Annotated in this window: 25 protein-coding genes; 13 read left to right on the plus strand and 12 right to left on the minus strand. The window is 69.5% G+C overall.

Translation table 11 applies throughout. The features are described 5' to 3' along the window. Window positions 1-153 precede the first annotated feature (153 nt). The gene (locus R0232_RS45115; RefSeq protein WP_431513683.1) at window positions 154-900 is read left to right on the plus strand and encodes a Crp/Fnr family transcriptional regulator; all 747 of its coding nucleotides are present in this window, start codon (window positions 154-156) and stop codon (window positions 898-900) included. Between the two features lie 144 nt (window positions 901-1044). After that, window positions 1045-2340 carry an EAL domain-containing protein gene (locus R0232_RS45120; protein WP_431513684.1) on the plus strand — a complete coding sequence of 432 codons (1296 nt, stop codon included), beginning with the start codon at window positions 1045-1047 and terminating at the stop codon, window positions 2338-2340. A 136-nt stretch (window positions 2341-2476) separates the two neighbouring features. Here the strand turns inward: R0232_RS45120 and R0232_RS45125 are convergent, their stop codons facing one another. Then, complete coding sequence (locus tag R0232_RS45125) at window positions 2477-2848, minus strand: LysR substrate-binding domain-containing protein (RefSeq protein ID WP_431513685.1); 372 nt, start codon at window positions 2846-2848, stop codon at window positions 2477-2479. A gap of 39 nt (window positions 2849-2887) precedes the next feature. On the opposite strand from R0232_RS45125, the gene R0232_RS45130 reads away from it, so the two are divergent. The 4 genes from R0232_RS45130 to R0232_RS45145 all read left to right on the plus strand — a co-directional run bounded on the left by R0232_RS45130 (window position 2888) and on the right by R0232_RS45145 (window position 5531). Beyond that, the gene (locus R0232_RS45130) at window positions 2888-3655 is read left to right on the plus strand and encodes an ATP-binding protein (RefSeq protein ID WP_431513686.1); all 768 of its coding nucleotides are present in this window, start codon (window positions 2888-2890) and stop codon (window positions 3653-3655) included. 192 nt (window positions 3656-3847) lie between these two features. After that, window positions 3848-4081 (plus strand): hypothetical protein, encoded by a 234-nt coding sequence (locus R0232_RS45135; RefSeq protein WP_431513687.1) that lies wholly within the window; start codon window positions 3848-3850, stop codon window positions 4079-4081. 397 nt (window positions 4082-4478) lie between these two features. Beyond that, entirely contained in the window at window positions 4479-5207 is a 729-nt protein-coding gene (locus R0232_RS45140) for a hypothetical protein (protein ID WP_431513688.1), read from the plus strand. A gap of 33 nt (window positions 5208-5240) precedes the next feature. After that, window positions 5241-5531: a hypothetical protein gene (locus R0232_RS45145; RefSeq protein ID WP_431513689.1), complete on the plus strand. Its 291-nt coding sequence runs from the start codon at window positions 5241-5243 to the stop codon at window positions 5529-5531. Window positions 5532-5538: 7 nt separating this feature from the next. On the opposite strand, the gene R0232_RS45150 is transcribed toward R0232_RS45145, so the two are convergent. The 3 genes from R0232_RS45150 to R0232_RS45160 all read right to left on the minus strand — a co-directional run bounded on the left by R0232_RS45150 (window position 5539) and on the right by R0232_RS45160 (window position 7300). After that, entirely contained in the window at window positions 5539-5691 is a 153-nt protein-coding gene (locus R0232_RS45150) for a hypothetical protein (protein WP_431513690.1), read from the minus strand. A gap of 345 nt (window positions 5692-6036) precedes the next feature. Then, window positions 6037-6501: a hypothetical protein gene (locus R0232_RS45155; RefSeq protein WP_431513691.1), complete on the minus strand. Its 465-nt coding sequence runs from the start codon at window positions 6499-6501 to the stop codon at window positions 6037-6039. 268 nt (window positions 6502-6769) lie between these two features. Further along, complete coding sequence (locus tag R0232_RS45160) at window positions 6770-7300, minus strand: cytochrome P460 family protein (RefSeq protein WP_431513692.1); 531 nt, start codon at window positions 7298-7300, stop codon at window positions 6770-6772. 239 nt (window positions 7301-7539) lie between these two features. Between R0232_RS45160 and R0232_RS45165 the strand changes: the two genes are divergently transcribed. After that, window positions 7540-8700 (plus strand): acyl-CoA dehydrogenase family protein, encoded by a 1161-nt coding sequence (locus tag R0232_RS45165; RefSeq protein WP_431513693.1) that lies wholly within the window; start codon window positions 7540-7542, stop codon window positions 8698-8700. Between the two features lie 33 nt (window positions 8701-8733). On the opposite strand, the gene R0232_RS45170 is transcribed toward R0232_RS45165, so the two are convergent. Next, entirely contained in the window at window positions 8734-9729 is a 996-nt protein-coding gene (locus R0232_RS45170; RefSeq protein WP_431513694.1) for an NADPH:quinone oxidoreductase family protein, read from the minus strand. Between the two features lie 152 nt (window positions 9730-9881). On the opposite strand from R0232_RS45170, the gene R0232_RS45175 reads away from it, so the two are divergent. After that, window positions 9882-11003: a CaiB/BaiF CoA transferase family protein gene (locus R0232_RS45175; protein WP_431513695.1), complete on the plus strand. Its 1122-nt coding sequence runs from the start codon at window positions 9882-9884 to the stop codon at window positions 11001-11003. Window positions 11004-11005: 2 nt separating this feature from the next. Here the strand turns inward: R0232_RS45175 and R0232_RS45180 are convergent, their stop codons facing one another. The 7 genes from R0232_RS45180 to R0232_RS45210 form a co-directional block, all read right to left on the minus strand. After that, window positions 11006-12049 carry an AraC family transcriptional regulator gene (locus R0232_RS45180; RefSeq protein ID WP_431513696.1) on the minus strand — a complete coding sequence of 348 codons (1044 nt, stop codon included), beginning with the start codon at window positions 12047-12049 and terminating at the stop codon, window positions 11006-11008. Window positions 12050-12120: 71 nt separating this feature from the next. After that, the gene (locus tag R0232_RS45185) at window positions 12121-13101 is read right to left on the minus strand and encodes a Bug family tripartite tricarboxylate transporter substrate binding protein (protein ID WP_431513697.1); all 981 of its coding nucleotides are present in this window, start codon (window positions 13099-13101) and stop codon (window positions 12121-12123) included. Window positions 13102-13114: 13 nt separating this feature from the next. After that, window positions 13115-14680, minus strand: coding sequence for an AMP-binding protein (locus R0232_RS45190; RefSeq protein WP_431513698.1), 1566 nt, complete (start codon window positions 14678-14680; stop codon window positions 13115-13117). A gap of 147 nt (window positions 14681-14827) precedes the next feature. Further along, entirely contained in the window at window positions 14828-15673 is an 846-nt protein-coding gene (locus tag R0232_RS45195; RefSeq protein ID WP_431513699.1) for a ChbG/HpnK family deacetylase, read from the minus strand. Further along, window positions 15670-16668, minus strand: coding sequence for a glycosyltransferase family 2 protein (locus tag R0232_RS45200; RefSeq protein ID WP_093345303.1), 999 nt, complete (start codon window positions 16666-16668; stop codon window positions 15670-15672). Before R0232_RS45200 ends, R0232_RS45195 begins: the two co-directional genes overlap by 4 nt. Window positions 16669-16745: 77 nt before the next feature. Next, on the minus strand, window positions 16746-18188 hold the full coding sequence (locus R0232_RS45205; protein ID WP_431513700.1) for a sensor histidine kinase: 1443 nt from the start codon (window positions 18186-18188) through the stop codon (window positions 16746-16748). Next, on the minus strand, window positions 18181-18867 hold the full coding sequence (locus R0232_RS45210; protein ID WP_431513701.1) for a response regulator transcription factor: 687 nt from the start codon (window positions 18865-18867) through the stop codon (window positions 18181-18183). The genes R0232_RS45205 and R0232_RS45210 overlap by 8 nt, the downstream gene beginning before the upstream one ends. Window positions 18868-19049: 182 nt before the next feature. Between R0232_RS45210 and R0232_RS45215 the strand changes: the two genes are divergently transcribed. The 5 genes from R0232_RS45215 to R0232_RS45235 are packed head-to-tail and all read left to right on the plus strand — an operon-like array spanning window position 19050 to window position 25534. Continuing rightward, window positions 19050-20189, plus strand: a complete 1140-nt coding sequence (locus R0232_RS45215; RefSeq protein ID WP_431513702.1) for an efflux RND transporter periplasmic adaptor subunit — start codon at window positions 19050-19052, stop codon at window positions 20187-20189. Next, entirely contained in the window at window positions 20182-23277 is a 3096-nt protein-coding gene (locus R0232_RS45220; protein ID WP_431513703.1) for an efflux RND transporter permease subunit, read from the plus strand. Before R0232_RS45215 ends, R0232_RS45220 begins: the two co-directional genes overlap by 8 nt. A gap of 12 nt (window positions 23278-23289) precedes the next feature. Further along, window positions 23290-24813 carry an efflux transporter outer membrane subunit gene (locus R0232_RS45225; protein ID WP_431513704.1) on the plus strand — a complete coding sequence of 508 codons (1524 nt, stop codon included), beginning with the start codon at window positions 23290-23292 and terminating at the stop codon, window positions 24811-24813. Further along, window positions 24810-25181: a RidA family protein gene (locus tag R0232_RS45230; RefSeq protein ID WP_093345317.1), complete on the plus strand. Its 372-nt coding sequence runs from the start codon at window positions 24810-24812 to the stop codon at window positions 25179-25181. Before R0232_RS45225 ends, R0232_RS45230 begins: the two co-directional genes overlap by 4 nt. Beyond that, the gene (locus R0232_RS45235) at window positions 25181-25534 is read left to right on the plus strand and encodes a hypothetical protein (protein ID WP_431513705.1); all 354 of its coding nucleotides are present in this window, start codon (window positions 25181-25183) and stop codon (window positions 25532-25534) included. Before R0232_RS45230 ends, R0232_RS45235 begins: the two co-directional genes overlap by 1 nt. Window positions 25535-25542 lie beyond the last annotated feature (8 nt).

A 25542-nucleotide genomic window follows, 5' to 3' on the forward strand; every position in this document is an offset into this window, starting at 1 on the left:
CACACAACTGCTGCAAAGAGAGAGAACAGCTTCAGTTTTTATCAACTTCATTTCATCAATCACGGAAAAGCCGGGACCCTGACGGCCAGCGATACAGGTCCCCTTTTGGGGGATGAGCTGGAGCACGCAGGAGGAGACCGCGTCCGTTCCAGCATGTATCTGCACCCACTTATTGCCACGCTGCCCGACAGCGAGCGTGCGTTGCTTGTTCAAAGCACCGAGCTCCGAAACTATCGCCGCAACGATGTCGTCCTCGCCGTAGACGAGACATCCGAGCATGTCTACTGCGTCGCTACCGGACTGCTACGTGTCGTGGTACACGGCAGCGGCGGTGACAGCGAAGGCGTCACCACTGATTTCGTCAGCAAGGACGACTTCTTTTTCAGCCCCTCATTGAAGGAAGACAGCTATGTGGCGCAGTCCACGTTGATCGCAGCGCTTCCTTCTTCCGTCTACCTCATTCCCATCCATGTGCTGCGGCGTCTTTGCACGCTTTTCCCGCAGGTCGCCGTGGGCCTCCTGGAGTCGGCCGTCAAGCGGGTCTCCATGGTTCATGGTCAGCTGAGGCGGATTTCTTCGCTCTCGCCCGTCGAGCTGGTCGGCCGGGTCCTTCATGAACTGACTCACCTGGCCCCGGCCGGCCCCGGCGGCTACGACAAGCGGATCACGCAGGCCGTGATCGCTTCGTATGCCGGGCTCTCGCGTGAAGGGGTGAACAAGGCGATGCGTGAACTCGAGAACCGCGGCCTGGTTCGGCGGGACGACGAGGGCGTGCACGTACCGCCGGAGTTTGCTTCCACCGACTTCGGAGCCTTGGAACTGGAAGGCGACAGCGAGGACGCATCAGACACAAAGCTGCAGAACTCTTCCGATAGGCACCGCTCACGTCGAGGCTCCTGACGTCATGGCACCGTTCCCCCTCGCACCAAAGAGCGCGCCCACGAAGCGCGGAAGGGGCACGCAATCAGCACTAGAAAAGCACAGGGATGGATGTCACGGATCGGATCTTCAGGATGGATGCCGTTGAGAATCAGAGAGGGAAAGATGAAGAGTGTCCAAGATCCGCTCACGGGCTTGCTCGCTCGTCAGAGCTTTGTCGATGCGGCTTCGCATTGGCTCGGATCGGAGAAGCGGCCGCGCCAGCGCTTGGTGATCTTCGAAGTCTTTGGCTTGTCGATCATCAACGAGACACAAGGTCTGGCGTTGGGAGACAAGGTGCTGCAGGAGGTGGCTCGATGGCTGACATCGAAATTCGATCCGGCTCGGTGCGTTCTGGGCCGGTGGGCGGGCAACAAGTTCGTCGTGCTGTACGAGCCATGCGGCACCGAGGCTTTTCCCGGTGAGATCCACCGCGCGAGCCTCGGATCCCTCGGGCTTGGATCGAGTCTGGGCAGGCAAGCGGACCTGACTCGCCTGCACGTCGGGTTTTGCGACAGCGCTTCACGCCAGATCGATGACCTCCTGACTTTCGCGAGCGAGGCGCTTCACGCGTCCACGCGGTCGACGGGCGCATGGGGCTATCGCTTCGATGAGGCGATGCATCGACGTCTGTTGCGCCGCCAGGACATCGAAAAGGATCTGGCCTGTGCCATTGAGGCACGGGAGATCGGGCTGTGGTATCAGCCGATCCTCTCGAGCGATGGCTCCAGCCTCCATAGCCTGGAGGCGCTGTTGCGCTGGAACCATCCGAGGCAAGGATGGACTTCACCCGAGGAGGTGGTTCACGCGGCCGCGGTCATGGGGATGGGCGAAACGCTGTTGCAGCACATCCTGCAGGAGGTCTGCCACGGCTTGCACGCGTTGGCGGATGCGGACCCTCGGTTCGAGAAGGTTCCCGTGGCCATGAACGTGTCGCCCCGTGAGATCGGAGATCTTCCTCTGAGCGACATCGTGTCGAGGACTTTGCTGCGCGAGGGCATCGCCCCTCGGCATCTGAGGATCGAGATCACCGAGGAAAGTGCGCTGGACAGTCTGTCGTCTTCCGGGCAGCTCGAAGCGCTTGCAGCGGCCGGAATCGCCATCGCGGTGGACGACTTCGGTACCGGCTATTCGTCGCTGGCGATGCTGGGCGACAAGTACGTCAAGCAGATCAAGATCGATCGACTGCTGATATCGGAGTTCCACCGCTCCGACAGGCGCATGCTGCTCGTGGATTCGATCATCCACCTCGGGCACGCACTGGGCATGGAGGTGGTGGGCGAGGGCGTGGAAACGGTCGAAGAGCTCGAGCATCTGCGCTTGCTCGGTTGTCCGTTGGTTCAGGGCTATTACCTGGCGCGGCCAACGCCGTTGGAGACATTGATCGCCCAGGTTCGTCACGCAAGAATGGATTGGGGCTAGCGAGCGCACCCGAATGGTCGAGAGCGCGCATGGTCCCTGTCCTTCACCCTCGTCAGCGAGAGGCTTCGCCGCGGACGAGCCCAGGCGGAGGTTCTCTCGTCATTGTCCCAGGCCCGCGAAGGCGGCCTGCCCTCGATCAGAGGGTGGCGGCGGCAAGTTCGTCCAGCAGGATCTCGCGCAGTCGTGCCACTGCCGGTGTCGGCGAAGCCTTGGCCGTGTAGAGCGACAGCGCGATATCCGGCAGCTTCGGCAAGGCGTTCGAGCGTCCGAGTACCGCCAGTTGCGGCGGCAGGCCCAGCGTGGTGCGGATGGTGATGCCCAGCCCGGCCGACGATGCCGCCCACAGTCCCGCGAGGCTCGGTGAGCTGAAGGCCAGGCGCCAGCGCCGCCGGGCCCGGTCGAGTGCCTCGATGCCCGGCTCGCGGAAGGCGCAGGGTGCTTCGAGCAGAGCCAGCGGTAGCTCTTCGCCGCGCCGTACGGCGAAGTCCTTCGACCCGATCCAGACCATCGGCAGGCGCTTGACCAGCGTCGTGTCGGGATCAAGGCCTTGGCACTGGCCGCGGAGCGCGTCAGCCGCGGCGAGCGCATCGAGCCGCTCTCCATCACCGGACCCAGCGAGGCACGCGAGGTGCCGACTGCTTTCAACCTGATGCAGGACAAGCTCACCCGCTTCATCGACCACCGCACGCAGCTGCTCGCCGCCATCAGCCACGACTTTCGTACGCCGATCACGTCGCTGCGGCTGCGCGTCGAGATGGTGGAAGACGACGCGCTGCGCGTCCTCATGACGCGCACACTCGACGGTATGCGGCAGATGGCGGAGCAGACCCTGCGCTTCGCCCAGGACGATGCACAGAGCGAAGGCATGCAGGACATCGACCTGCAGGCGATGCTCGAGGAGGTGGTGGACGAGCACCGTGCCCTGGGCCGTGACGTGTCGCTGGCCGCACATGCGCCGCATGCGCACCGCGCCCGGCCGATCAGCTTGCAGCGCGCGGTGAGCAACCTGGTCGACAACGCAGTGCGTCACGGCCACCACGCCGGGGTTCGCCTCGTGGTCGACGACGGCATCCGCATCGAGATCGACTACGAGGGACCGGGACTGCCCGCCGACATGCTCGAGCGGGTCTTCGAACCGTTCTTCCAGCGCAGCCGTGCCCGAAACCATTCCGAGGGAGGCGTGGGACTCGGACTGTCGATTGCGCGTTCCTGTGCTCGCGCGCACGGCGGAGAAGTGGTGCTCTTCAACCTGCCCGAGGGTGGCCTTCGCGCGATCATCAAGCTGCCGGGGGAGTCGGCCCCGGCAGGGCATTGAAGCGAACGTGAGGCCGTCTTGAAAATCCTGGATGGCTGGACGGGACAGTTGACCTGGTCGTCACCTTCCCGCTCAACCGCGGCAAGGACATCTTCATCCTCGCGACCACGCCGCAGGACAGCTGGCAGCTCGATTCCTGGACCGGGCCCGGCGACGTGGACGAGTTGCGCGCGCCACCTCGAGGGCGTGGCGGTGGACGGCACCGCCGCCGCGCTGGCCGACTTCGAGACCGCCCGCATCGAGCGCGCCAGCCAGGTGCAGCTCAGCTCGCTCGGCAACAACTGGCTGCGCGAGGGCGGCAACGTCGACTGGGTGTACGCCTACGACGCCTGGGCCGTGCCGCTTGGCGTACCTGCTTCCAGCTCTCCTGCTGCAGATAGACCGACGACCCGACCAGTAGCGCGCGGGGCTGGCAGAGGAAACTGAGGTGGAGACGGGGGACGAGGAGGCTCAAGCTCGGGCAATTCCCCCGGTCGTGCGCTGTCCCGCGCGTGGTTGAACGTCGTGTCGCTCGCATCCCTTGGATGCCCTGTCCATTCGGGACCCGAGCTTTGCATTCATTGGTCCGACCAGGTCGGTTACCTCGATCGTTTGCTGTCGTCAAGCCGGAAACACCACTACTCCGCCGCGCAGGGGCCGCTTCGAGCCGGCTCTCGACTTCGTTTCTCGGTTGGAGGCGGGACCACTATTCGATTATCGGATTGAAAGTATCTAGAACTTGGCTGATTGGCGATAGTGGGTTTAATTCAGAATCCAGCCTGCTCGAGCGTGGCGCCTCCAAGTCGCCTCGCCGCAACCCATTTCAACAAGAAGAAATGCAAACATGAAAGATCCCGACCTGGCGCAAGAACACACGAAGAAACTTGCCAAGATTGAGGATTGCGATACCGAAAAAGTAGCCAGGGAGAAGCTCGAAGCGCATGACAACGAGCAGGTCGCCATGTCTGCCGGCAGCGGCTTCGATCCGACGTTCGGATTGCTCACGACGCGTCGAGGTCGCTGCTTTTCTCTTGGCTTGCTCATTTCGGTACTTTTGAGCTGGGCCTTGTTCCACTACTGGATCTACAGACCGACACCGCAGCAGTTCAGCATCTATCCGTTGGCCCTGAAAGGCGCTGCCTGGCAGACTCTCGTGCGTCAGGGCATGAGGGCGGCACAGATTCCCGAGGCGGTTCAACCGCGTTTGATGGCGCAATGCAAGCAGGACGCTTGCGTGGTGCCGTCCTTCGAAGACTGGAAGCGGGTGGTCCCCCCCAAGTCGGTCCTGGGGCCCGAAATCACTTACTGCGAAATGTGGGATGCCATTCGCCGTGATCCTGGATCACCCTATCTGGGAAAGAACCGAATGCCTGCCGAAGCCAGCACAAACTGGACGATTGGATCGGTGACTCTCACCGATGGCGGCACCCGCCCCGCGTGTTTCCAGCGCAGGCCGCTGTCGAACATGGCTGTTGCCGGTGCCAGCCCATTGAAGTCGCTGGTGCTTCTTGCGTTCTTCGCGGTGCTCGTCGGTGTTGCGATCGCAGTCAGCCGGCGCCTTCCCCCCGGCTGATCGGGCAACAAGGTTTACAAGAGGAGAGAGAGCATGAAGTTTCGATTCATTGCCGTGATCGTGTCTTGCCTGCCGTTGGCGGCGTGCTCTGCGGGGCCGAAAGACGAGGATGTCGTGAATCTCACCAAGGCCTTCGGCGCAACCCGGGGAATGGTGATCGATTCCGTGAAGAACCTCGGTTGCGAGAAGGCCAAAGAGGGGGAGGTGAAGGATTCCGGGGAGCACTATCGATGCAAGGTGGAAACCACCCGCGGAACGCAAAAGGGGACCGACACCATCTACTTCCAGAAGATGGGCGAGAACTGGCTTGTAAAGGGGACCTAGCCTTCTGCTAGAAGCGCACTCTCCGACGTTGGCCATGACCGAGCGCCGTCTTGCCGAAGCCGTTTCCTTCATCCGGATCGACTCCGGCGGCCAGGATTTCTCTTGCCTTCTCGAGCTCACCCAGGTCTACAGCATGCGTTGGTGCGGCCTCGATGTTCATTTCGAGAAAGGCGCAAATACTCAGCGATCGAGATTCGATGTGTCCTTCGGCGCCTTCCGGGCCACTGGCTTGTGGCTCGTTCCGATGCGGTACAGCCCGAGTACGACGCAGATCGGTCCCACGACCCCGCACAGAAGCGATGCCAGTACAGCCAGAAGAGGCTGCCCTTGAACGGCTCTTGTAGCAGGCTCGCTGCACAAGGTCAGCAGCGCGCCTCCCAGCAACAACTTTGCGCCGCTGATCCCGCGATCTGTCCATGGTTTCATTCCGTCATTCCTCATTGGATCCATAGCGCCTGGCACTGTCATGTGCCCGGAAAGCGATGCCCCGATCGTTCCAAGGCTGCTATCGCGTCTTGCGAGCTTCGTTCAGGGCTTCGGCTGCCGCCGCCAACAGGTTCTCGAAAGGCTCGGGCGCCTCGCCTTCGTACGAGATGACGGCATCACAGTACTTCGCCAGCGCACAACTGATGATCATCACCGCGGCACAGTCCTTCATGCTGCCTCGCCAGGCCATGGAAACGCAGAAGTCGCGCGCGCCGGCCATTTCGAGGATTCCATCGTCTCCATCCGCCGCCTGTGCTGTCGTGCTCGGCCACAGTTCTGGCCCGACGTCGCTATCCCCTTCCAGCACGCAGGGCGAGAAGCCTTGATCGCTCTTGAGGTCCAGATCGGGGCAGAGTTGGAGGTCGAAGCCCAGCTCGTCGATCCACCCTTGCAGAGCCGAACGGTTGGGAAGGGATTCGGACCTGAGAAATGCAAATTGGGTGTTGGACATGCTTTGCGCCGAAATGGTGTTCTGGCCGCGCATGAGTGACCGCTTCCGAGCGAGTCTACGTTGGCCCCGAACGTTGGTTGGGGCGAATGTTGCCATAGCCGCGATGAGATGCGACCCTGGCAACCTCTCGGCGATGCGCACATGAGGTCGTGTGCATCTGCAGCGCCCAAGCTGGAGAGGGGCTGGATCGAGCCTGTCTCGCACCACGCTCAGCTGCACGGCGGGATGGCGGTGGCTGACGGTGGCCAGCCAATCTGCGCAACACGCCTCCCCTCAGAGCTTGGACTGGACAGGCCCAAGCTCACGGCGCCAGCCGCGTGAACACATAGTCCCTGTCCTTCACCCGCGCCGCATGGCAGGCAAAGCAGGTCTGGTGCTGCGCGATGTCCACCGGCTTGCCATCGACGAAGCGCCCGAAGCCCCAGCCGCCGGTGGCGGCGTACTTCGCTGAATCTTTGACCATCACCTGCACCGTGGTCGCCGCGCCCGGCACCAGCGCGGGTTCGAAGTCCGGCGACTGCACGTGCTTCCACGCGAGCTTGGTCAGCACGGTGCCGTCGGGGAAGGGCAGCACGCCTTTCCTGTAGGCGTCGACGGCGGTCTTGTTGCCGAGCACCACGCGCAGTTCGTTGAGCGGCTCGGACTCCAGCGCGGGCGCGATCAGCTGCCATTCGCGATACCCCTTGGGGATCGTCACGCCATAGATCGGTGACGCGGCGGAGGTGGACGTCGAGGCGGCGGGCTTGCCGTCCGCGGCGATGGACACGGCCGCGAAGACGCAGGCACCGAGCGCGAGCGCCACGGCGGCGATTTCCATGCGGATGGTTTTCATCGAAGGCTTTCTTGAAGTGGGGGCGCCGCGATTCTTCGGCGCCTCCGCGCGCCATTGCGCGGCCTTCGTATGCCCGTGTATCCGCGCCGCGCGCGCGACACACTGCGATTCGCTGCGAGCCCGGCGGCGATGTCATGCAGTTTGAACGACAGTGCCATGGAAGCCGCGCGCCCGCGCCGATCCAATCGATCGCGTTGACATGCCATCGGGTGCATGTCCGAACCGCGAGAGGCACACCAATGGATTTCGAACTCAACCCCGCGCAACGCGATCTTCAGCAGCGCGCGCGCAGCTTCATCGGGACGGAAGTCCTGCCGCACTACCGCGAATGGCCGGTCGCCAACAGCGACTACAGCCCCGAGCTCAACGCCCACCTCAAGGGCAAGCTGGCCGAGTACGGCCTGGCCAAGCTGATCGTGCCCAAGGAATTCGGCGGCCAGGGCCTGGGGCCGATGGAGGACGTGATCGTGCTGGCCGAGTTCTCGAAGTCGCCGCGGCGCATGCCGGGCGGGCCGTTCGCGCCCTGGCCGGTGCTCTACCAGGCGCCCGAGAAGATCCGCGAGAAGTACCTCTATCCGGTGCTCGAGGGCAAGACGGGCTGGTCGATGTGCTTCACTGAACCCGAGGCCGGCTCGGACCTCGCGGGCATCCGCACGACGGCGGTGCGAGAGGGCGACCACTGGGTGCTCAATGGCACGAAGATGTGGCGCACCGGCCATCACTTCGCGTCGTACACGGCGGTCGCGGCGGTCACCGACCCGAGCAAGGGGCCGAAGGGCATCAGCGTGTTCCTGGTCGACAACGACACGCCGGGTTTCACGAAGTCGCGCGACATCCCGGTGATTGCGCGGCAATGGGGCACGGAGCAGGAGGTGCGGCTCGAGAACGTGATCGTGCCGGCCGAGAACCTGCTGGGCGCGGAGGGCGAGGGCTTCTCCATCGCCCAGCACCAGTTCAACCGCTTCCGCCTGCGCCTGGGCGGCACCGCGCTCGGGATGGCCGAGCGCAGCCAGGAACTGGCGGTCGAATACGCGCGCGAGCGCAAGGTGTTCGGCAAGGCGCTCGGCGACAACCAGGCGATCCAGTGGATGCTGACCGACAACCAGTACGACATCGAATCGATCCGCCTCAACACCTACTACGCGGCCTGGATGGTGGCGCGCGGCGGCTACTCGGCCTCGCGGATGCAGGCGGCCATGGTGAAGGCCTATTGCGTGGATGCGGGGCTGCGCGTGATCGACCGCTCGATGCAGGTGCTGGGCGGCCGCGGCCTCGCGATCGAGGACTATCCCTTCTTCGACTTCCACAACCTGCTGCGCATGTGCAAGCAGATGGAAGGCTCTACCGAGATCATGAAGATCGTGATGGCGCGCGAGATCCTGTCGGGCGAACTGAACTGAAGAAGAAAGCGGCGGCCCGGGAGGCCGCCGCCTTCACGCGACCACGACGATCTTGCCGAGCGCGCCGCGCGCATCGAGTCGCGCGATGGCCGCGGGCGCATCGGCCAAGGCGAAGGTCTCGGTCACCTCCGGCTGCAGCAGGCCCTCGCGCCACATCGCGAGCAGCGAGTGCACGTTACGGTCGTTGAGCTTCGGGTCTTCCTGCACGAAGCTGCGCCAGTCCACGCCGACGATGTGGCGGCTCTTGAGCAGCGCCAGGTTGAGCGGCACGCTCGGGATGCCGGCGGTGAAGCCCACCACCAGGTGGCGGCCGCCGCGGCGCAGGCTGCGCAAGGCCGGTTCGGTGTAGCCGCCGCCGACCGGATCGAACACCACGTCGCAGCCGTCGCCGCCCACCGCCTCCTTGATGCGCCGCGCGAGCGCCTGCTGCGCCTCCCGGCCTTCGACCTGCTGTTCGTAGACGAGGCCGCCCGACGCGCCGCGCGCCATCGCGAAGGCCAGCTTGGAGGGCGAGGACACGGCAGCCACCACGCGGGCCCCCAGCGCATGCGCGACCTCGACCGCGGCCGACCCCACGCCGCCCGCGGCGCCGAGCACCAGCACCGTCTGTTTCGCTTGCAGCTGGGCGGCGTCGCACAGCGCGTGGTAGGCGGTGGCATAGGCGAACATGAAGGCGGCCGCCTGCGTGCGCGGCGTGTCGGCCGGCACGCGCACGCAGCGCTGCTCGGCCACGGCGATGCGATCGGCCATGGCGCCCCAGCCGCAGCGGCCGATGACGAGGTCGCCCTCGCGCAGGCCCGACACGTCCCGGCCTACCTGCTCCACCACGCCGCAGAACTCGCTGCCCGGAACGAAGGGCCGCTCGGGCCTGACCTGGTAGAGGTCGCGGATCAGCAACCCATCGGGATAGTTGACGCCCACCGCGGCGATCTTCACGAGCACCTCGCCGTCGGCGGGCACCGGATCGGGCAGCTCCTGCCACACCAGCGTCTCCGGTCCCCCGGGGCGATGACTCACCCATGCTTTCATGTTCGGCTCCTTTGGTTGGCGCCATGATGAAAGGCCCGTCCGGCCCACGCCATGACCGCCGCGTGCAACCCGCATGGCGCGGCGCGCAGGGGTCATGGGGAACGAGCGCGGCGGTCATCGCGGCGGCGCAAGCCCGGCGGCACCATGCAGCGATGAACGACACGTCGAAGAACGCGCCCCCATCGCCCGCCGGCCCGCTGCGCGGCCTGCGGGTCGTCGAGTTCGCGGGCCTGGGGCCGGTCTCCTTCACCGCGATGCTGCTCGCCGACATGGGCGCGCGGGTGGTTCGCATCGAACGGCCCGGCGCGGTGCAGATGGAGCGCGGCGCCACGATGCGCGGGCGCGAATGCCTCGCGCTCGACCTGCGCTCGACGGAAGGCCTCGCGACGGCGCGCGAACTGCTGCGCCATGCCGACGTGGCCATCGAGGGCTTCCGGCCCGGCGTGATGGAAAGGCTGGGCCTCGGTCCCGCCGAGCTGTTCGCGTTGCGGCCCGCGCTGGTGTTCGGCCGCATGACGGGCTGGGGGCAGGAGGGCCCGCGCTCCCAGCAGGCGGGCCACGACATCGACTACCTCGCGGTCGCGGGCGCGCTGCATCCCATCGGTCCCGCCGAAGGCCCGAGCGTGCCGCTGAACCTGGTCGGCGACTATGGCGGCGGCGCGCTCTACCTGGCGGTGGGCGTGCTCGCGGCGCTGCACGAGGCGGCGCGCAGCGGGCGCGGCCAGGTGGTCGATGCCGCGATCTGCGACGGCACGGTGTCGCTGCTGTCGTTGATCCATGGCCTGCGCGCCGCATCGCGCTGGCGCGACGAGCGGCAGTCCAACGTGCTCGATGGCGCCGCGCCGTACTACCGCAGCTACCGCTGCGCGGACGGGCTGCATCTGGCGGTGGGCGCGATCGAGCCGCAGTTCCATGCCGAGTTCCTCGCGCGCCTGGGCCTGGACGCCAAGGCCTTCGCGCAACACGATCGCGACCGCTGGCCCGAACAGGCGCGCGCGCTCGAGGCACTGTTCGCACGCGAGCCACGCGCGCATTGGGAGGCATTGTTCGAAGGCAGCGACGCCTGCGTGGCGCCCGTCAACAACCTCGCCGCGAGCACGCGCGACCCGCACCTCGTGGCACGCCAGGTCTTCGTCGAACTCGAAGGCGAACTGCAGCCGGCACCGGCCCCGCGCTTCAGCCATTCGCCCTCGCTGCCGCGGCCCGCGACATCCGTGGTGGCCGATGCGCACTGGCTGGCGAGTTGGGCGCAACCCGCGAACCCTGGACCCTGAACTCAGGACGCCGGCGGGTTGGCCCGGTACTCGGTCGGCCCCGTGCCCGTCCAGCGCCGGAAGGCCCGGTGGAAGGTGCTGTACTCGGCGAAGCCCAGCCGCAGCGCGATGGTCTCGAGCTTCACGTGGCCCTGGCGCACCATGTCGAGCGCCGCGCGGCGGCGCACGTCGTCGCGCAGCTCCGAGAAGCCGCAGCCCTCGTCGACCAGGTGCCGCCGCAAGGTCACCGGTGTCAGGTGCAGCCGGGCCGCCACGTCGTCCAGGCTCATCGGCGTGCCCACCTGCGCGCGCAGGATGGACTTCACGCGGTCGCTCACGCGGCTGTGGTCGTAGTAGCGCGTGATGAGCGTGCGCGGCGCCTCGGAGAGGAAGCGGCTCAGGCGTTCCTCGCCGCCGATGATCGGCAGCGAGGCCAGGTGGCTTTCGAGCCGCAGCGCGGTGAACGACTGCTCGAAGCGGATCTCGCGCGTGTCGTAGGTGCGCAGCGTCTCGGCGCTGGTCGGCCGGCGCGGGTACGAGAACTCGACCGCGGTCAGCGGAATGCGGCGGTCGACCAGCCAGCACATGAACTGGTAGAGCAGGAAGACGGTCGCGCCATGCAGGCTCACGTGTCGCTCGGGCGAGAGCGTGCGCAGCGGCTTGAGCCAGACGATGGCCTCGCCGCCTTCGCGGCGGATCTTGATCGAGAAGTCGTCGACCACCAGCGCGTAGAAGCGGCCGATGACGACCAGCGCCTCGCCGAGCGTGCGGCAATTGACGATCAGCCGGCACAGGGTGTGGAAGGTGCCCGGTGGAATCGGCCGCGAGGCGATGCCCCAGGCCTCGTCGCGCGCGCGCCGTGCCAGCAGGATCAGGAAGCGCGTGAAGGCCTGCTCGGTGACGCGCAGCCCGCGCGCGTCGAGTTGCAGCGGATCGATGCCCGAACGGCGCAGCACCGCTTCGGCCTGCGCCGGCGGCAGGTCCGCGCTGCGCAGGAACAGCTGCACGAACCAGCCGGCGATCGGCGGCGGCGTGGCGCTCGGCGAGGGGCCGGGGACGGCGGTCATGAAGCGGGCGGGTGCAGGGAAAGCGCGGGCATGCGCTTCGCATTGTCGCGCCGCCCGCACGAGCGACAGCGTCAATCGGCCGTGATGTTGAAGCGCCGGCTCAGCGCTTCCCAGTGGCGGTACTCGTTCTGCATCGCGGCTGTGATCTGCTCGGGCGTCTCGCTGCTGGGTTCCAGGCCGGCCAGCTGCAGCCGGCCGACCATGTCGGGCTCCTGCAGGATGGCGCGGATCGCGTTGCGCAGGCGCTCGGCCACCGGCGCCGGCGTGCCCGCGCGCAGGAACAGCCCCCACCAACCCGTGTAGTCGAAGCCCGCGTAGCCGAGCTCGTGCAGCGTGGGCACCTGCGGCAGCGCGGTCAGCCGCTTGCTGTGCGCCACCGCGATCGAGCGCAGTCCCTTGTCGCCCTGGCGCTCGATCGCGGTGGCGGCCGAGACGAAGGCCATCGGCACGCGCCCGCCCAGCATGTCCTGCAGCAGCGGGCTGGTGCCGCGGAAGGCCACGTGCGGCATCTCGATGTTCCAGGCCGCGCGCAACTGCTCGCCGTAGATGTGCGAGGTCGAGCCCGCGCCATAGGAGCCGAACGAGAAGTTGCCCGGGTTGGCCTTGGCCGCGCGCGCGAGGTCGGCCAGGCTCTGGTAGGGGCTCGACGCGGGCACCACCAGCACCACCGCCTGGCGGCCCAGCAGCACCAGCGGCTCGATGTCCTTCGCGAAGTCGTAGGGCGGCTTGCCGCGCGACAGCGCGATGTTCTGGATCAGGCTCGTGATGTGGAACAGCATCGTCAGGCCGTCGGGCGGCTGGCGCAGCAGGTACTGCGTGCCGATGAGTCCGTTGGCACCGGCCTTGTTGTCGACCAGCACGGTGCGCGCGAGCACTTCCTGCAGGCGCTGCGCGAGCGGGCGCACCACGGGGTCGGCCGCGCCGCCGGCGGCATAGGGCACGAGCAAGGTCAGCGGCCGGGTTTCCGGCTGCGCGCTGGCCAGCTCGGGCAGGCCGGCCAGCGAGGCCAGCACGGCCATCGTCCAGTGCCTGCGTCCGATGTCGATCGTCATGGTCGGGTCTCCGTCACGGTTGGGAAGCGGGCGCGGCGAGCGCGCGGTAGCGGTCGCGCACCACGCGCTTGAGCAGCTTGCCGGTCTCGGTGCGCGGCAGGTCGGTCGCGAAGTCCACGCTGCGCGGGCACTTGATCGCCGACAGGTGGGCGCGGCAGTGGTCGATGAGCTGCTGCGCGGTCGAGGCATCGGCGAGCGCGGGGTCCTTGAGCTGGACCACGGCCTTCACCTCCTCGCCGAACTCGGCATGCGGCACGCCGATGACGGCCACCTCGTGCACCAGCGGGTGGTCCTGCAGCAGGTTCTCCGCCTCCTGCGGATAGATGTTCACGCCGCCCGAGATGATCATGTTGGCGCGCCGGTCCGTGAGGTAGAGGTAGCCCTCGGCATCCACGTGCCCGATGTCGCCGAAGGTGCCCCAGCCCTGCGGCGTGTGGGTCTCGGCGGTCTTCACCGGATCGTTGTGGTACGCGAAGCTCGGGCCGCCCTCGAAGCAGACCAGGCCGTCGACCATCGGCGCGCATTCGCCGCCGTCGTCGCCGACGATGTGCAGCACGCCCTGCTTCGCGCGGCCCACCGAGCCGGGATGCGCGAGCCATTCGGGCGCCGAGATCGCGGTGGCGCCGGCGCGCTCCGAGCCGGTGTAGTACTCCCAGACGATCGAGCCCCACCAGTCGATCATGCGGCGCTTGACCTCGAGAGGGCAGGGCGCCGCCGCATGCAGCGCCAGCCGGTGGCTCGACAGGTCGTGGGCCGCGCGGCGCTCGGCCGGCAGCGCGAGCAGGCGGATGAACATCGTCGGCACCCATTGCGAATGGGTGACGCGCCAGCGCGCGATCGCTTCGAGCGCGCCTTCGGCATCGAAGCGGCGCATCAGCACCACCGTGCCGCCGAAGGCCACGCAGCGCACGCTGAAGCGCAGCGGCGCCGCGTGGTAGAGCGGCGCGGGCGAGAGATAGACGCTCGCGGGATCGAAGGCGAAGAACGAGAGCCAGTCGCCTGCGAGCGCCTTGCGCAGCTGCTGGTCCTCGAGCTTGTGCTTGATGCCCTTGGGCCGGCCGGTGGTGCCCGAGGAATAGGCGAAGTCCAGGCCCAGGGGCCGATCGGGCAGCGGCGGCACCGGGTCTTCTTCTTCGACGAGCGCGCGGTAGCTCGCGGCGCCTTCGATGGGATCGTCGGCGTCGATGCAGAGCACCGCCTCGAGCGACGCGGGCCAGGCCGAGCGCTCGGCCCAGGGCCGCAGCGCCGTCTCGGTCAGCAGGATGCGCGCGCCCGAGTCCCGCAGGATGTAGTCGATCTCGCCCGGCGTGAGGTGCGTGCTGATCGGCACGTAGTAGAGGCCGGCGCGGCGCGCGGCGAAGGTGAGCTCGAAGTATTCGAGCCGGTTGCCCAGCAGGATCGCCACCACCTCGCCGGCCTCGAGGCGGGCCGCGAGGAACTGCGCGAGCCGCGCCGAGCGTTCGTGCAGGCTTCGGTAGTCCAGCGTTTCGCCGGTCTCGGCCAGGATGGCGGCCGGTCGTGCGGGGGCCTCGGCGGCGAAGCGCGCCAGGCCGTCAAGGACGGGTTCTTTCGGTGGCAAGACGGTCTCCGTGTGGCCCTGGCCACCGGGGGTGGCGCGGACCTTGTCTCTCGTTCAATGGTCCGAGGATACGAAGCCGGGTCGGCGCACGGCATGACCGGGCCGATCAAACTGCATGACGCGCGGCGACGGCGCCCTGGCCGGACCTCAGGCGCCCGGCTGCAGGCCGCCCGCCGACAACGCCATGAGCTCGACCTGCCCGCCGCGGGGATCGCGCCATGGAAAGGCCATGGCCGCCAGCACCGTGTACTCGGCCGCCCTCGCCTCGTGGTGCGGCGTGCCCGCGTCCTCGGCCAGCGAGGGATGGCACATCAGCACATCTCCGCTGCGTGCCGCGGACAGCCAGGCGAGCAGGCGCCGCCGGTAGCCCGTCACCCCGCCCGCGAAGTCGTAGACCCCGAGCAGCCCCCGGCTGGTCGGGATCGACCGTCGCGCGGCTTCATGCACCAGCGTACGGCCGCCCAGCGCGTGGATGACCCGGGGCTTGAGCGCCGTGGCGCCGGGCCGCGTGTTGCGCAGCCACGGCGGCGCGGCCGTGTAGCGGCGCGACAGCTCCTCGAGCAGCAGCTCCCGCACCATCGGCAGCTGGTGCACGTGCCGGTGTCCGTCGACGAAGGCGGGCGCGCGGCCCAGGCCGTCCTCGAAGCGCGCGAGCTGTTCGGCGATGGTCTGGCGCAGATGGCGCCGCGGCGCGGACCGCGTGTAGCAGCGCAGGATCAGCGGGCCGAGGCCGGGTTCCTCGGCGCGCGGTGTCCGCGGCGGTGTCAGGTCCAGGTGCAGGCCGACGTCGACGCGCGCGGCATCGACGCGCCGCAGCGCGGGCAGGCCCCGGGGCCAGGCCTCGCGCAGCACGAGGCAACCGGTGGCCGAGAGGTTGCGCCGCGCGATCAGGTCGAGCACCGCCGCGTTGATGCCCGGGCTCATGCCGAAGTCGTCGGCGCAGATACACAGCCGTTGCGTCCTCGCCGCGGCTGGGGCCGCGGGCGCGGTCATGGCTCCTCGGCTTCCAGCCCGTGGCCGCGCTGCTCGCGCACCACGTAGACGGGCCGGCCCTTGACCTCCTCGAAGATGCGGGCGACGTACTCGCCGAGGATGCCGGTGGAGATCATCTGCACGCCGATGAAGAACATCAGGCTCACGACGATGGTGGACCAGCCCGAGACCTCGTTGCCGAAGCACATGTAGTCGAGGACCACGTAGCTGCCGTAGCCGAAGGCCGGCAGCGCGAGCATCAGGCCGGCCACGCTGACCATGCGCAGCGGCCAGGTGGTGAAGGAGGTCAGGCCGTCGAGCGCCAGCTTGAACAGGCGCCGCGCGTTGAAGCGGCTGCGCCCCTCGGCGCGCGGCGCCGGCGTGTAGGGCAGCGCCACGGCGCGAAAGCCGACCCAGGCGTACAGGCCCTTCATGAAGCGGCTGCGCTCGGGCAGCTTCAGCAGCGCATCGACCACCTTGCGGTCCATGAGCCGGAAGTCGCCCGCGTTCTCGGGCACCGCGAAACGGTCGGAGGCATTCAGCAGCTTGTAGAACAGGCGCGTGCTCAGCGTCTTGAGCGGCCCTTCGTCGCTGCGGTCCTGGCGCACCGCATAGACCACCTCGGCGCCCGCGCGCCACTGGTCGATCATGGCGCGCACCAGCGCGGGCGAATGCTGCATGTCGCCGTCGAGCAGCACCACCGCGTCGCCCCGGGCCGCGCCCAGTCCGGCGGTCAGCGCCGCTTCCTTGCCGAAGTTGCGCGACAGCGAAAGGCAGCGGATGCCCGGCCGCTGGCACCACTGCTCGATGACGGCATCGGTGTCGTCGGTGCTGCCGTCGTTGACCACGATCACTTCCCAACGCAACTGGGTGGCGCGCAGCATCCGGTCGAGTTCCGGCAGCAGCGCGCCGAGGTTGCGTGCCTCGTTGAAGCAGGGAACGACGCACGAGATGCCCGGGACCGAGGCCGTCCGGGGCCGTTGCAGGTTCGAGAGATCGCGCAGGGGAGCGTTCATGGATGGGCTGGAGATTAAGGGCTCGTGGATAGGAAAGCACTCAATCCCATGCACGCGAAGCGACCCATTCCGCACGGTCAGTGCGGGGTCAGCATGACCGGCTCCGCGGGCGTCGCGGCCAGCGGCAGCCGCAGCTCGAAGCGCGCACCGCCGCCCGGCGCGTTCATGGCCTCGATGCGGCCGCCATGCACCTGCACCACGGCCTGCGACAGCGCGAGCCCGAGTCCCAGGCCCGGCGTGGCCTCGTCCGAACGCGCGCCGGCGCCGCGGTAGAAGCGCTCGAACAGGTGCGGCAGTTCGTCGCTGCGGATGCCGGGGCCATGGTCCGCGACGCGAACCACGGCCTCGCCGCCACCGGGCGGTGCGAACACGTCCACGTGCACGGTGCCGCCATCGGGCGAGAACTTCAGCGCGTTGTCGAGCAGATTGGCCAGCGCCAGGTTCGCGGCACCGCGCGCCACGCGGACCGCGACCGGCTCCATCAGCTCGAGCCGCAGCCGGACGCCGCGCTCGCGCGCCATCGGCTCGAGGCGGCGCAGCGCCTCCTCGGCCAGCTGATCGAGCGCCACCGTCTCCGCGGCCTCGCGTTCCTGGCCCGCATCGATGCGCGCCAGCACCAGCAGTTCCTCCACCAGCAGCGAGAGCGATTCCACCTCGTCGAGCGCGGAGCGCAGGGTCTGGACGTAGACCGCCGGTTCGCGCGGCCGGCGCAGCGCGAGCTCGAGCTCGGTGCGCAGCCGCGACAGGGGCGAGCGCACCTCGTGCGAGGCATCGGCGGTGAAGCGCCGCTGCGCTTCCATGCCGTGCTCGATGCGCGCCAGCATCGCATTGAGCGTCTCGACGAGCCGGCCGACCTCGTCGGCGGTTCCGGGCGCCGGCAGGCGCTCGCTGAGGTTGGCGTCGCTGATGCGATGCGCCTGCTGCACCACGTCGTCGATGGCGCGGAAGGCGCGTCGTGTGATCAGCGTGCCGGCCAGGCCCAGCGCCAGCAGCAGCGTGCCGCCGAGCACGAGGAACAGCACGCTGGCCATCGCGACGGTGCGGTTGATGTCGTCGAGCGAGCCGGCCACCTGCACCGCCAGCGTCGCGTCGCGGCCGGGCACCGGCACCGAGACCATGCGCGTGGGTTCCTCGCCGAAACCCTCGAGCGTCTCGAACACGGTCTCGCCCGCGGCGAGCCGCTCGCGCAGCAGCGGCGGGATCGGCAGCTGGGCCTCGCCCAGGTTGGCGCTGCGCGCGAGCACGCGGCCATCGGGGCCGACGATCTGCACCAGCCGGTCGAGCCGCACGAAGGAGGGCGCGCCGGGGCCGGACGGTGCCTCGTGCACCGTGGCCGCGGTGCCCGGGCCGGCCGACAGCAGCATGCCGAGCTCGGTCTCGGCCAGCGCCAGCAGCGCGGCGTCGAGCTCGCGGTGCACGTTGCGCGAGAACACCGCGTAGGCACCGAAGGCCGCGATGGCCATCACCACCACGGTCACGCCGACCTGCACCAGCACCAGCCGCCGGCGCAGGCTAAGCATGCGCGCCGTCCGCCGCCGCGAGCCGGAAGCCGCGCCCGCGCACGGTCTGGATCAGCGGCACCGCCGGCGCCGCATCGACCTTGCGGCGCAGGTTGCCCACGTGCACGTCGATCAGGTTGTCGATGCCGATCAGGTCGTCCTTCCACACCTGCTCGGCCAGCCGCGCGCGGCTCACGACCTCGCCGGCATGGCGCAGCAGCATGTGCAGGATCGCGAATTCCTTGCGCGTCAGGTCCAGCGCCGTGCCGCCGCGCCGCGCGCTCTGGCGCTGCGGGTCGAGGCTCAGGTCGGCCAGCGACAGGATCACGGGCCGCATGCTCTCCGGGCGCCGCAGCAGGGCGCGCACGCGCGCCAGCAGCTCGTCGAAGGCGAAGGGCTTGGTCAGGTAGTCGTCGGCACCGGTGTTGAGGCCGGCCACGCGGTCCTGCAGGGCGTCGCGCGCCGTGAGCATCAGCACCGGCGTGCCGCAGCCGCGCCGGCGCAGGTCGCTGCACAGGGCCAGGCCGTCGCGGCCCGGCAGCATCCAGTCGAGGATCAGCAGGTCGTAGGTCTGGACGAAGGCCTTCTCGTCGCCCGCCTCGGCCGTGTGCACCGCATCGACGACGAAGCCTTCCTCCTCGAGGCCGCGCGCGAGCAGCCGGGCCGCCTTGCGGTCGTCTTCGATCAACAGGATTCGCATGGCGCGGATCATCCCGCCGCTACCTGACTGCCCGCTGCCCACGGTCCGCGTGGCACCGATGCGTCGCTGGCGCGAACCTGAAGACGTCTTCAGGATTTCTTCGGGCGTTCTTCAGCCGCGCCTTTCTACGCTGTGGCACCGGCGAAGGCAACGGGCCGCATCGCCGCGACGCATCCACTGTCATGAAGAACTCCCTGCACAAGACCCTTCTCGCGCCCGCCGTCGCGGGCGTGCTGGCCTGCGCGGCCCTGTACGCGGTCTGGTTCCACACCGCCGCGCAAGGCGCCCAGGCCACGGCCGCGCCCGCGCCGCTGCTGGTGCGCGAGGGCCACCGCCTCAGCGTGCCCGCGGGCTCCCCCTTGCGCGAGCGGCTGCAGGTCGCCGCCGCCACCGAGGGCGCGCGTTCGCACCTGCTGAGCCTGCCCGCGACGGTGGAGGCGGACCCGGCGCGCACCGTCAACATCCTGCCGCCGCTGGCCGGGCGCCTGCTCGAGCTCAAGGTGCGCCTCGGCGATGCGGTGCGCGCCGGACAGCTGCTCGCGACGATGGCCTCGCCCGATCTCGCGCAGGCCGTGGCCGACACGCAGAAGGCGCGCGATGCGCTCGCGCTGGCCGAGCGCGCGCTCGCGCGGGCGCAGGGCGTCAACGAGGCCGGCTCCAACGCGGCCAAGGACGTGGAGGCGGCGCGCAGCGCGGTGGTGCAGCAGACGGCCGAGCTGCGGCGCAGCGAGGCGCGCCTGCACGGCATCGGCGCGAGCGCCGGCGACGACCGCGTGCTGCGCATCGTCGCGCCCATGGCCGGCACCGTCACCGCGCTGAATGCCGCGAGCGGCGCGGTGCTCAACGATGCCAACGCGGCGCTGATGACCGTCTCCAACCTCGAGCGCGTCTGGGTCACGGTCGGCGTGCCCGAGGACCTGCTGGGGCTGGTCGCCGCGGGCCAGAACGCGACGGTGACGCTGGCCTCGCAGCCGGGGCGCCGGTTCGCGGGCCAGGTCGCCTTCGTGAGCGCGGCGCTCGATGCCGACACGCGCCGGGCCCGGGCGCGGATCGTCTTCGCGAACCCCGAGGGCGTGTTCAAGCCCAACATGTACGCGAGCGCGGCGCTCGAGCTGCCGCAGGCCGCGCAGCCGCAGGTGCCGAGCTCGGCCCTGCTGATGAACAACGACAGCGTGAGCGTGTTCGTCGAGGTACAGCCATGGACCTTCGAGCGGCGCGCGGTCGAGCTCGGGCGCGAGGACGGCGACCGGGTGCGCATCCGCGGCGGCCTCGCGGCCGGCGAGCGCGTGGTGGTCCGTGGCGGCGTGCTGCTCAATGATTAATCTCGTCATTTCCCAGTTCCTGCGCCGCCGGCACCTGGCCTGGGCGCTGTCGGTCGCGCTGGTGCTGTTCGGCGCCTGGTCGTGGACGCAGATGACCGTCGAGGCCTATCCCGACCTCGGCGACGTCACGGTGCAGGTGACGACGCAGGTCAACGGCCTGGCTTCGGAAGAGATGGAGCAGCAGATCACCACGCCGCTGGAGCGCGCGCTGAGCAACACGCCGGGGCTGGCCTCGATCCGCTCGAGCAGCACCTTCGGCCTGTCGCTGATCACGCTGACCTTCAAGGACGGCACCGACGACTACTTCGCGCGCCAGCGCGTGACCGAGCGCATCGGGCAGGTCAGCCTGCCGGCGGGCGCGCAGCCCGCGCTCGGGCCGGTGGCGGGGCCGGCGGGCGAGATCTACCGCTACACGCTCGAGTCCGACCGCATGAACCTGATGGAGCTGTCGGAGCTGCAGCGCTGGAAGGTGATCCCGGCCCTCAAGCAGGTGGCGGGCGTGGTCGACGTCAACAACTTCGGCGGCTTCACGCGCGAGTTCCAGCTCGAGCTCGATCCCGCGCGGCTGCAGGCGCACGGGCTGGTGCTCAACGACGTGGTGTCGGCGATCAACAACGGCAGCGCCAACGCGGGCGGCGGGCGCATCGCGCGCGGCGAGCAGAGCTACGTGGTGCGCGGCATCGGCCAGATCCGCTCGCTCGACGACCTGGGCGCGGTGATGGTGTCGAACAGCGGCGGCGCGCCGGTGCTGGTGCGCGACCTCGGGCGGCTGCAGTTCGGGCACCAGGAGCGCGGCGGCATCCTGGGCAAGAACACCGACCCCGACACGATCGAGGGCATCGTGCTGATGCTCAAGTACGAGAACCCCTCGCGCGTGCTCGAGGGCGTGCACCGGAAGATCGACGCGCTGCAGGCCGAGCTGGCCCCGCTGGGCGTGCGCATCGTGCCCTACATCGACCGCGACGACCTGGTGAAGCTCACGGTCGACAAGGTGACGCACACCGTGCTCGAGGGCATGGCGCTGGTGTGCTTCGTGCTCATCCTGTTCCTCGGCAGCCCGCGCAGCGCGGTGGTCGCGGCGATGGCCATCCCGATGTCGCTGGTGACGGTGTTCATCGTGATGCACTTCACCCGCATGCCGGCCAACCTGTTCTCGCTCGGCGCGATCGACTTCGGGATCATCGTGGACGGCGCCATCGTGGTGATGGAGGCGATCCTGCGGCGGCGCGAGGAGGAACCGAACGCCACGCTCACCGAGGGCAACATCCTCGAGACCGTGAGCCACGTGTCGGGGCCGATCTTCTTCGCCACGCTGATCATCATCACGGCCTACTTCCCGCTGTTCGCCTTCGAGCGCGCCGAGGGCAAGCTGTTCCGGCCGATGGCCTTCACGGTCGGCTACGCGCTGGTCGGCGCGCTGCTGTGCGCGCTCACGCTGATCCCGAGCCTGGCCTACGTGGCGCTGCGCAAGCCGCGGCGTCCCTTCGTCAACCGGCCGCTGCTGTGGCTCACCGCGGCCTACCGGCGCGCGCTCGACCTGCTGCTGGGGATGCCCGCCATCGCCTACGGCCTGGGCGTGGCCGCGCTGCTGGCGGTGGCCGTGCTCGGCGCCACGGCCGGGCGCGAGTTCCTGCCCGACATCGACGAGGGCGCGCTGTGGCTGCAGGTGCAGCTGCCCTCGGGCCTGTCGCTCGACAAGGCCAGCGAGATGGCCACCGAGCTGCGTCACGTGCTGCTCGAGTACCCGGAGGTCTCCTACGTGGTCACGCAGCTGGGCCGCAACGACGACGGCACCGACCCCTGGACGCCCTCGCACATGGAGGTGCCGGTGGGCCTCAAGCCCTATGCCGAATGGCCCGCGGGCATGCACAAGGCCGACTTCGTGCGCATGCTGGGCGAGCGCTTCGCGCGCATGCCGGGCTTCGACGTGGGCATCAGCCAGCCGATCATCGACGGGGTGAACGACGCCGTGGGCGGCGCCCACAGTCCGCTGGTGCTGCGCATCTACGGCGACGACCTCGCGGAGAGCCGGCGCATCGGCAACCGGATCGTCGAGCTGCTGGGCACGGTGCGCGGCACGGCCTCGGCCTCGCTGTTCCAGGAGCCGCCGATCCCGCAGGTGGTGATCCGGCTCGACCGCGAGGCGGCCGCGCGGCTGGGCGTGAGCGCGGCCGACGTGGCGGGCCTGGTGCAGACCGGCATCGGCGGCGCGCCCGTCATCACGGTGTATGCGGGTGCGCGCACCTACAACGTGTCGGTGAAGCTGCCGGCCAGCGCCAAGGGCGGTAACGAGGCCATCGGCGCGTTACTGCTCAACGGCGCCAACGGTGCGAAGGTGCCGCTCGCGCAGGTGGCCGACATCCGGCTGCAGACCGGCGAGAGCACCATCTCGCACGAGATGAACGAGCGCCAGATCACGGTGCGCGTGGACAACCGCGACCGCGACCTGGCCTCCTACCTCGAGGAGGCGCGCGCGCGCATCGCCAAGGAGGTGCCCTTCGATCCCGCGAAGTTCCGGCTGCAGTGGGCCGGCCAGTTCGAGAACCAGCAGCGCGCGCAGGCGCGCCTGGGCGTGTCGCTCGCGATCGTGGTCGCGATCATGGCGGTGCTGCTGTTCTTCCAGTTCGGCAAGATCCGGCACGTGGCGCTGATCCTCGGCGTGGTGCCGATGGCCACGCTCGGCGGGCTGATCGCGGTCCACCTCGCGGGCGAGACGCTCAACATGGCGACCGCGGTGGGCTTCATCGCGCTGTTCGGCGTGTCGATACAGAACGGGATCATCATGGTCGCGAACTTCCGCCGCGTGCGCGGCGAGGGGCTGGCGCTGCGGGCCTCGGTGCTCGAGGGCGCGACCGAGCGGCTGCGCCCGGTGCTGATGACGGCCTCGGTGGCCTCGGTCGGGATGCTGCCCGCGGCGCTGGCCACGGGCGTGGGCACCGACGTGCAGCGCGGGCTGGCCACGGTGGTGGTCGGCGGCCTGGTGGTGTCGACCCTGCTCACGCTGTTCATCCTGCCGGCCTTCTACTACGCGATGGAGCGGCTGTTCGAGCGCAAGGGCTGGGGCGTGCGCTCGCGGCGCGATCGCTAAGGGGAGAGAACGATGAACAAGAGCATTCCCGCCGCGTTGGCCGTCGCGCTGTGCCTGGCCGGCTGCGCGGCCGGTCCCGACTACGCGCGCCCGCCGCTGGACCTGCCCGCGCGCTACACGGCCGCGCCGCCGCTGGCCGAGGCCGGCGAGGGCGTGCCGCTGCCGCGGCTGTCGCCCGGCCTCGACATCCCGGCCCAGTGGTGGGCCGCCTTCCACAACGAGCCGCTGAACGCGCTGGTGGCGCAGAGCCTGGCCGGCAATCCCGGCGTGGAGGCCGCCGACGCGGCGCTGCGCGCGGCACGCGAGAACGAGGCGGCCCAGCGCGCGGCCTTCTGGCCCGTGCTGACGGCCGGCCTGGCGCCCACGCGCCAGCGCGTGGCGAATGCGGTCGCGAGCCCGGTGTCGTCGAACGCGAGCCTCTACACGCTGCACACGGCGCAGCTCAACGTGAGCTATGCGCCCGACGTGTTCGGCGCCACGCGCCGGCAGGTCGAGAGCGCGCAGGCACAGACCGAGGCGCAGCGCTTCCAGCTGCTCGCCGCGCGGCTCACGCTCAGCAGCAACGTGGTGGCGGCCGCGATCGCCGAGGCCTCGCTGCGCGCGCAGCGGCGTGCCACGCTGGCGATCGCCGAGAGCCAGGCGCAGGCGCTGCAGGCCTACCGCCGCCAGCTCGCGCTGGGGCAGGTCGCGCAGGCCGACGTGGAGGCGCAGGCCGCCCTGCTGGCCGCGACCGAGGCCGCCGTGCCCGCGCTCGACAAGCAGCTCGCGCAGCAACGCAACCAGCTGGCGGTGCTCGGCGGCCACTACCCGAGCGAGGAGGTGGCCGCGCGCTTCGAGCTCGACACGCTGGCACTGCCCATCGAGCTGCCGCTCGCGCTGCCCGCCCTGCTGGTCGAACACCGGCCCGACGTGCGCGCCGCCGAGGCCCAGCTGCAGGCCGCGAGCGCGGCCATCGGCGTCGCGGTGGCGGCGCGGCTGCCGGCCGTGACGCTGAGCGCGAACCTCGGTTCCTCGGCCTACACGCTGTCGCAGCTGTTCCATTCGCCCGCGATGTTCTGGACCGTGGCGGCTGGCGTCGCGCAGCCGCTGTTCGATGCCGGCGCGCTCGGCCACCGCGAGGCGGCCGCGCGCGCCTCGTTCGACGAGGCGGCCGCGCAGTACCGCGCGACCGTGCTCTCGGCCTTCCAGGACGTGGCCAACACGCTGGCCGCCATCGATGCCGACACGCGCGCGCTGCAGGCATCGGTGCGGGCCGAGCGCACCGCCGCGCAGGCGCTCGCGCGCACCCGCGCGCAGCTGCAGTGGGGCGATGCCAGTGCGCTGGCGCTGCTGCTCGCGCAGCAGCAGCAGGCGCAGGCCGAGATCAACCTCGTGCAGGCGCGCGCGCAGCGGCTCACCGACGCGGCCGCGCTGTTCCAGGCGCTCGGCGGCGGCTGGTGGAACGCGCCCGCCGATCCACGGCCGCCGGCGGCCGCTCCCGTCGCTTCTTCCTTGTCTTCTTCTTCTTCTTCTTCTTCTTCGACCGCAACGCCATGAACATCAGCCGCCACGAGATGGGCCCGCGCTTCAGCGAGATGGTGACCGTCGACCTCGGCGCCGCCCGCCTGCTCTACCTGTCGGGGCAGGTGGCGGAGAACCCCTCGCTCGACGTGACCGGCCAGATGCGCCAGATCCTGCGCCAGATCGACGACCTGCTCGGCCTCGAGGGCGCCACCCGCGAGAACCTGGTCAGCGTCACGATCTACCTGCGCACGGTGGGCGACTACGCCGCGATGAACGCGGTGTGGGACGAGTGGGTGCCGGCGGGCCACACGCCGGCGCGCGCGACCGTGGGCGCGAGGCTGATCGATTCGGAGTACCGCGTGGAGATCCAGGCCACGGCCGCGGTGGGAGCGCGCGGCTGATGCGCGGCCTCGGCGTCGCGCTGGCGGCGTGCCTGTTCGCGCTGGCCGGCTGCGCCGGGCTCGCGGCCAGCCATGCCGACTTCGTGGCCGGCTGGCGCACCGGGCGCGTCGAAGCCCTGGGCCGCGCCGGCGAACTCGTGCGCGGCATGTACCACGACTGCGCGCCGCGGGCCGGCGCGGACGAACCCTATGCGGTCGTGCGCTATCACGACGGCGGACTGCGCACGCGCGCGCTCGGCACCACGCGCCTGCCGCCGGACCTGCGCGTCGGCGACACCGTGCGCGTCGACGTGCTCGATTGCAATGCGCCGCTGGAGCTGCTCTCGCGGCCGGCGCCCGCCGACGCGTCGTGAGGGCCCTG

It is taken from the genome of Variovorax sp. DAIF25 (assembly GCF_050711835.1).
Classification (GTDB): Bacteria; Pseudomonadota; Gammaproteobacteria; order Burkholderiales; family Burkholderiaceae_C; genus Variovorax.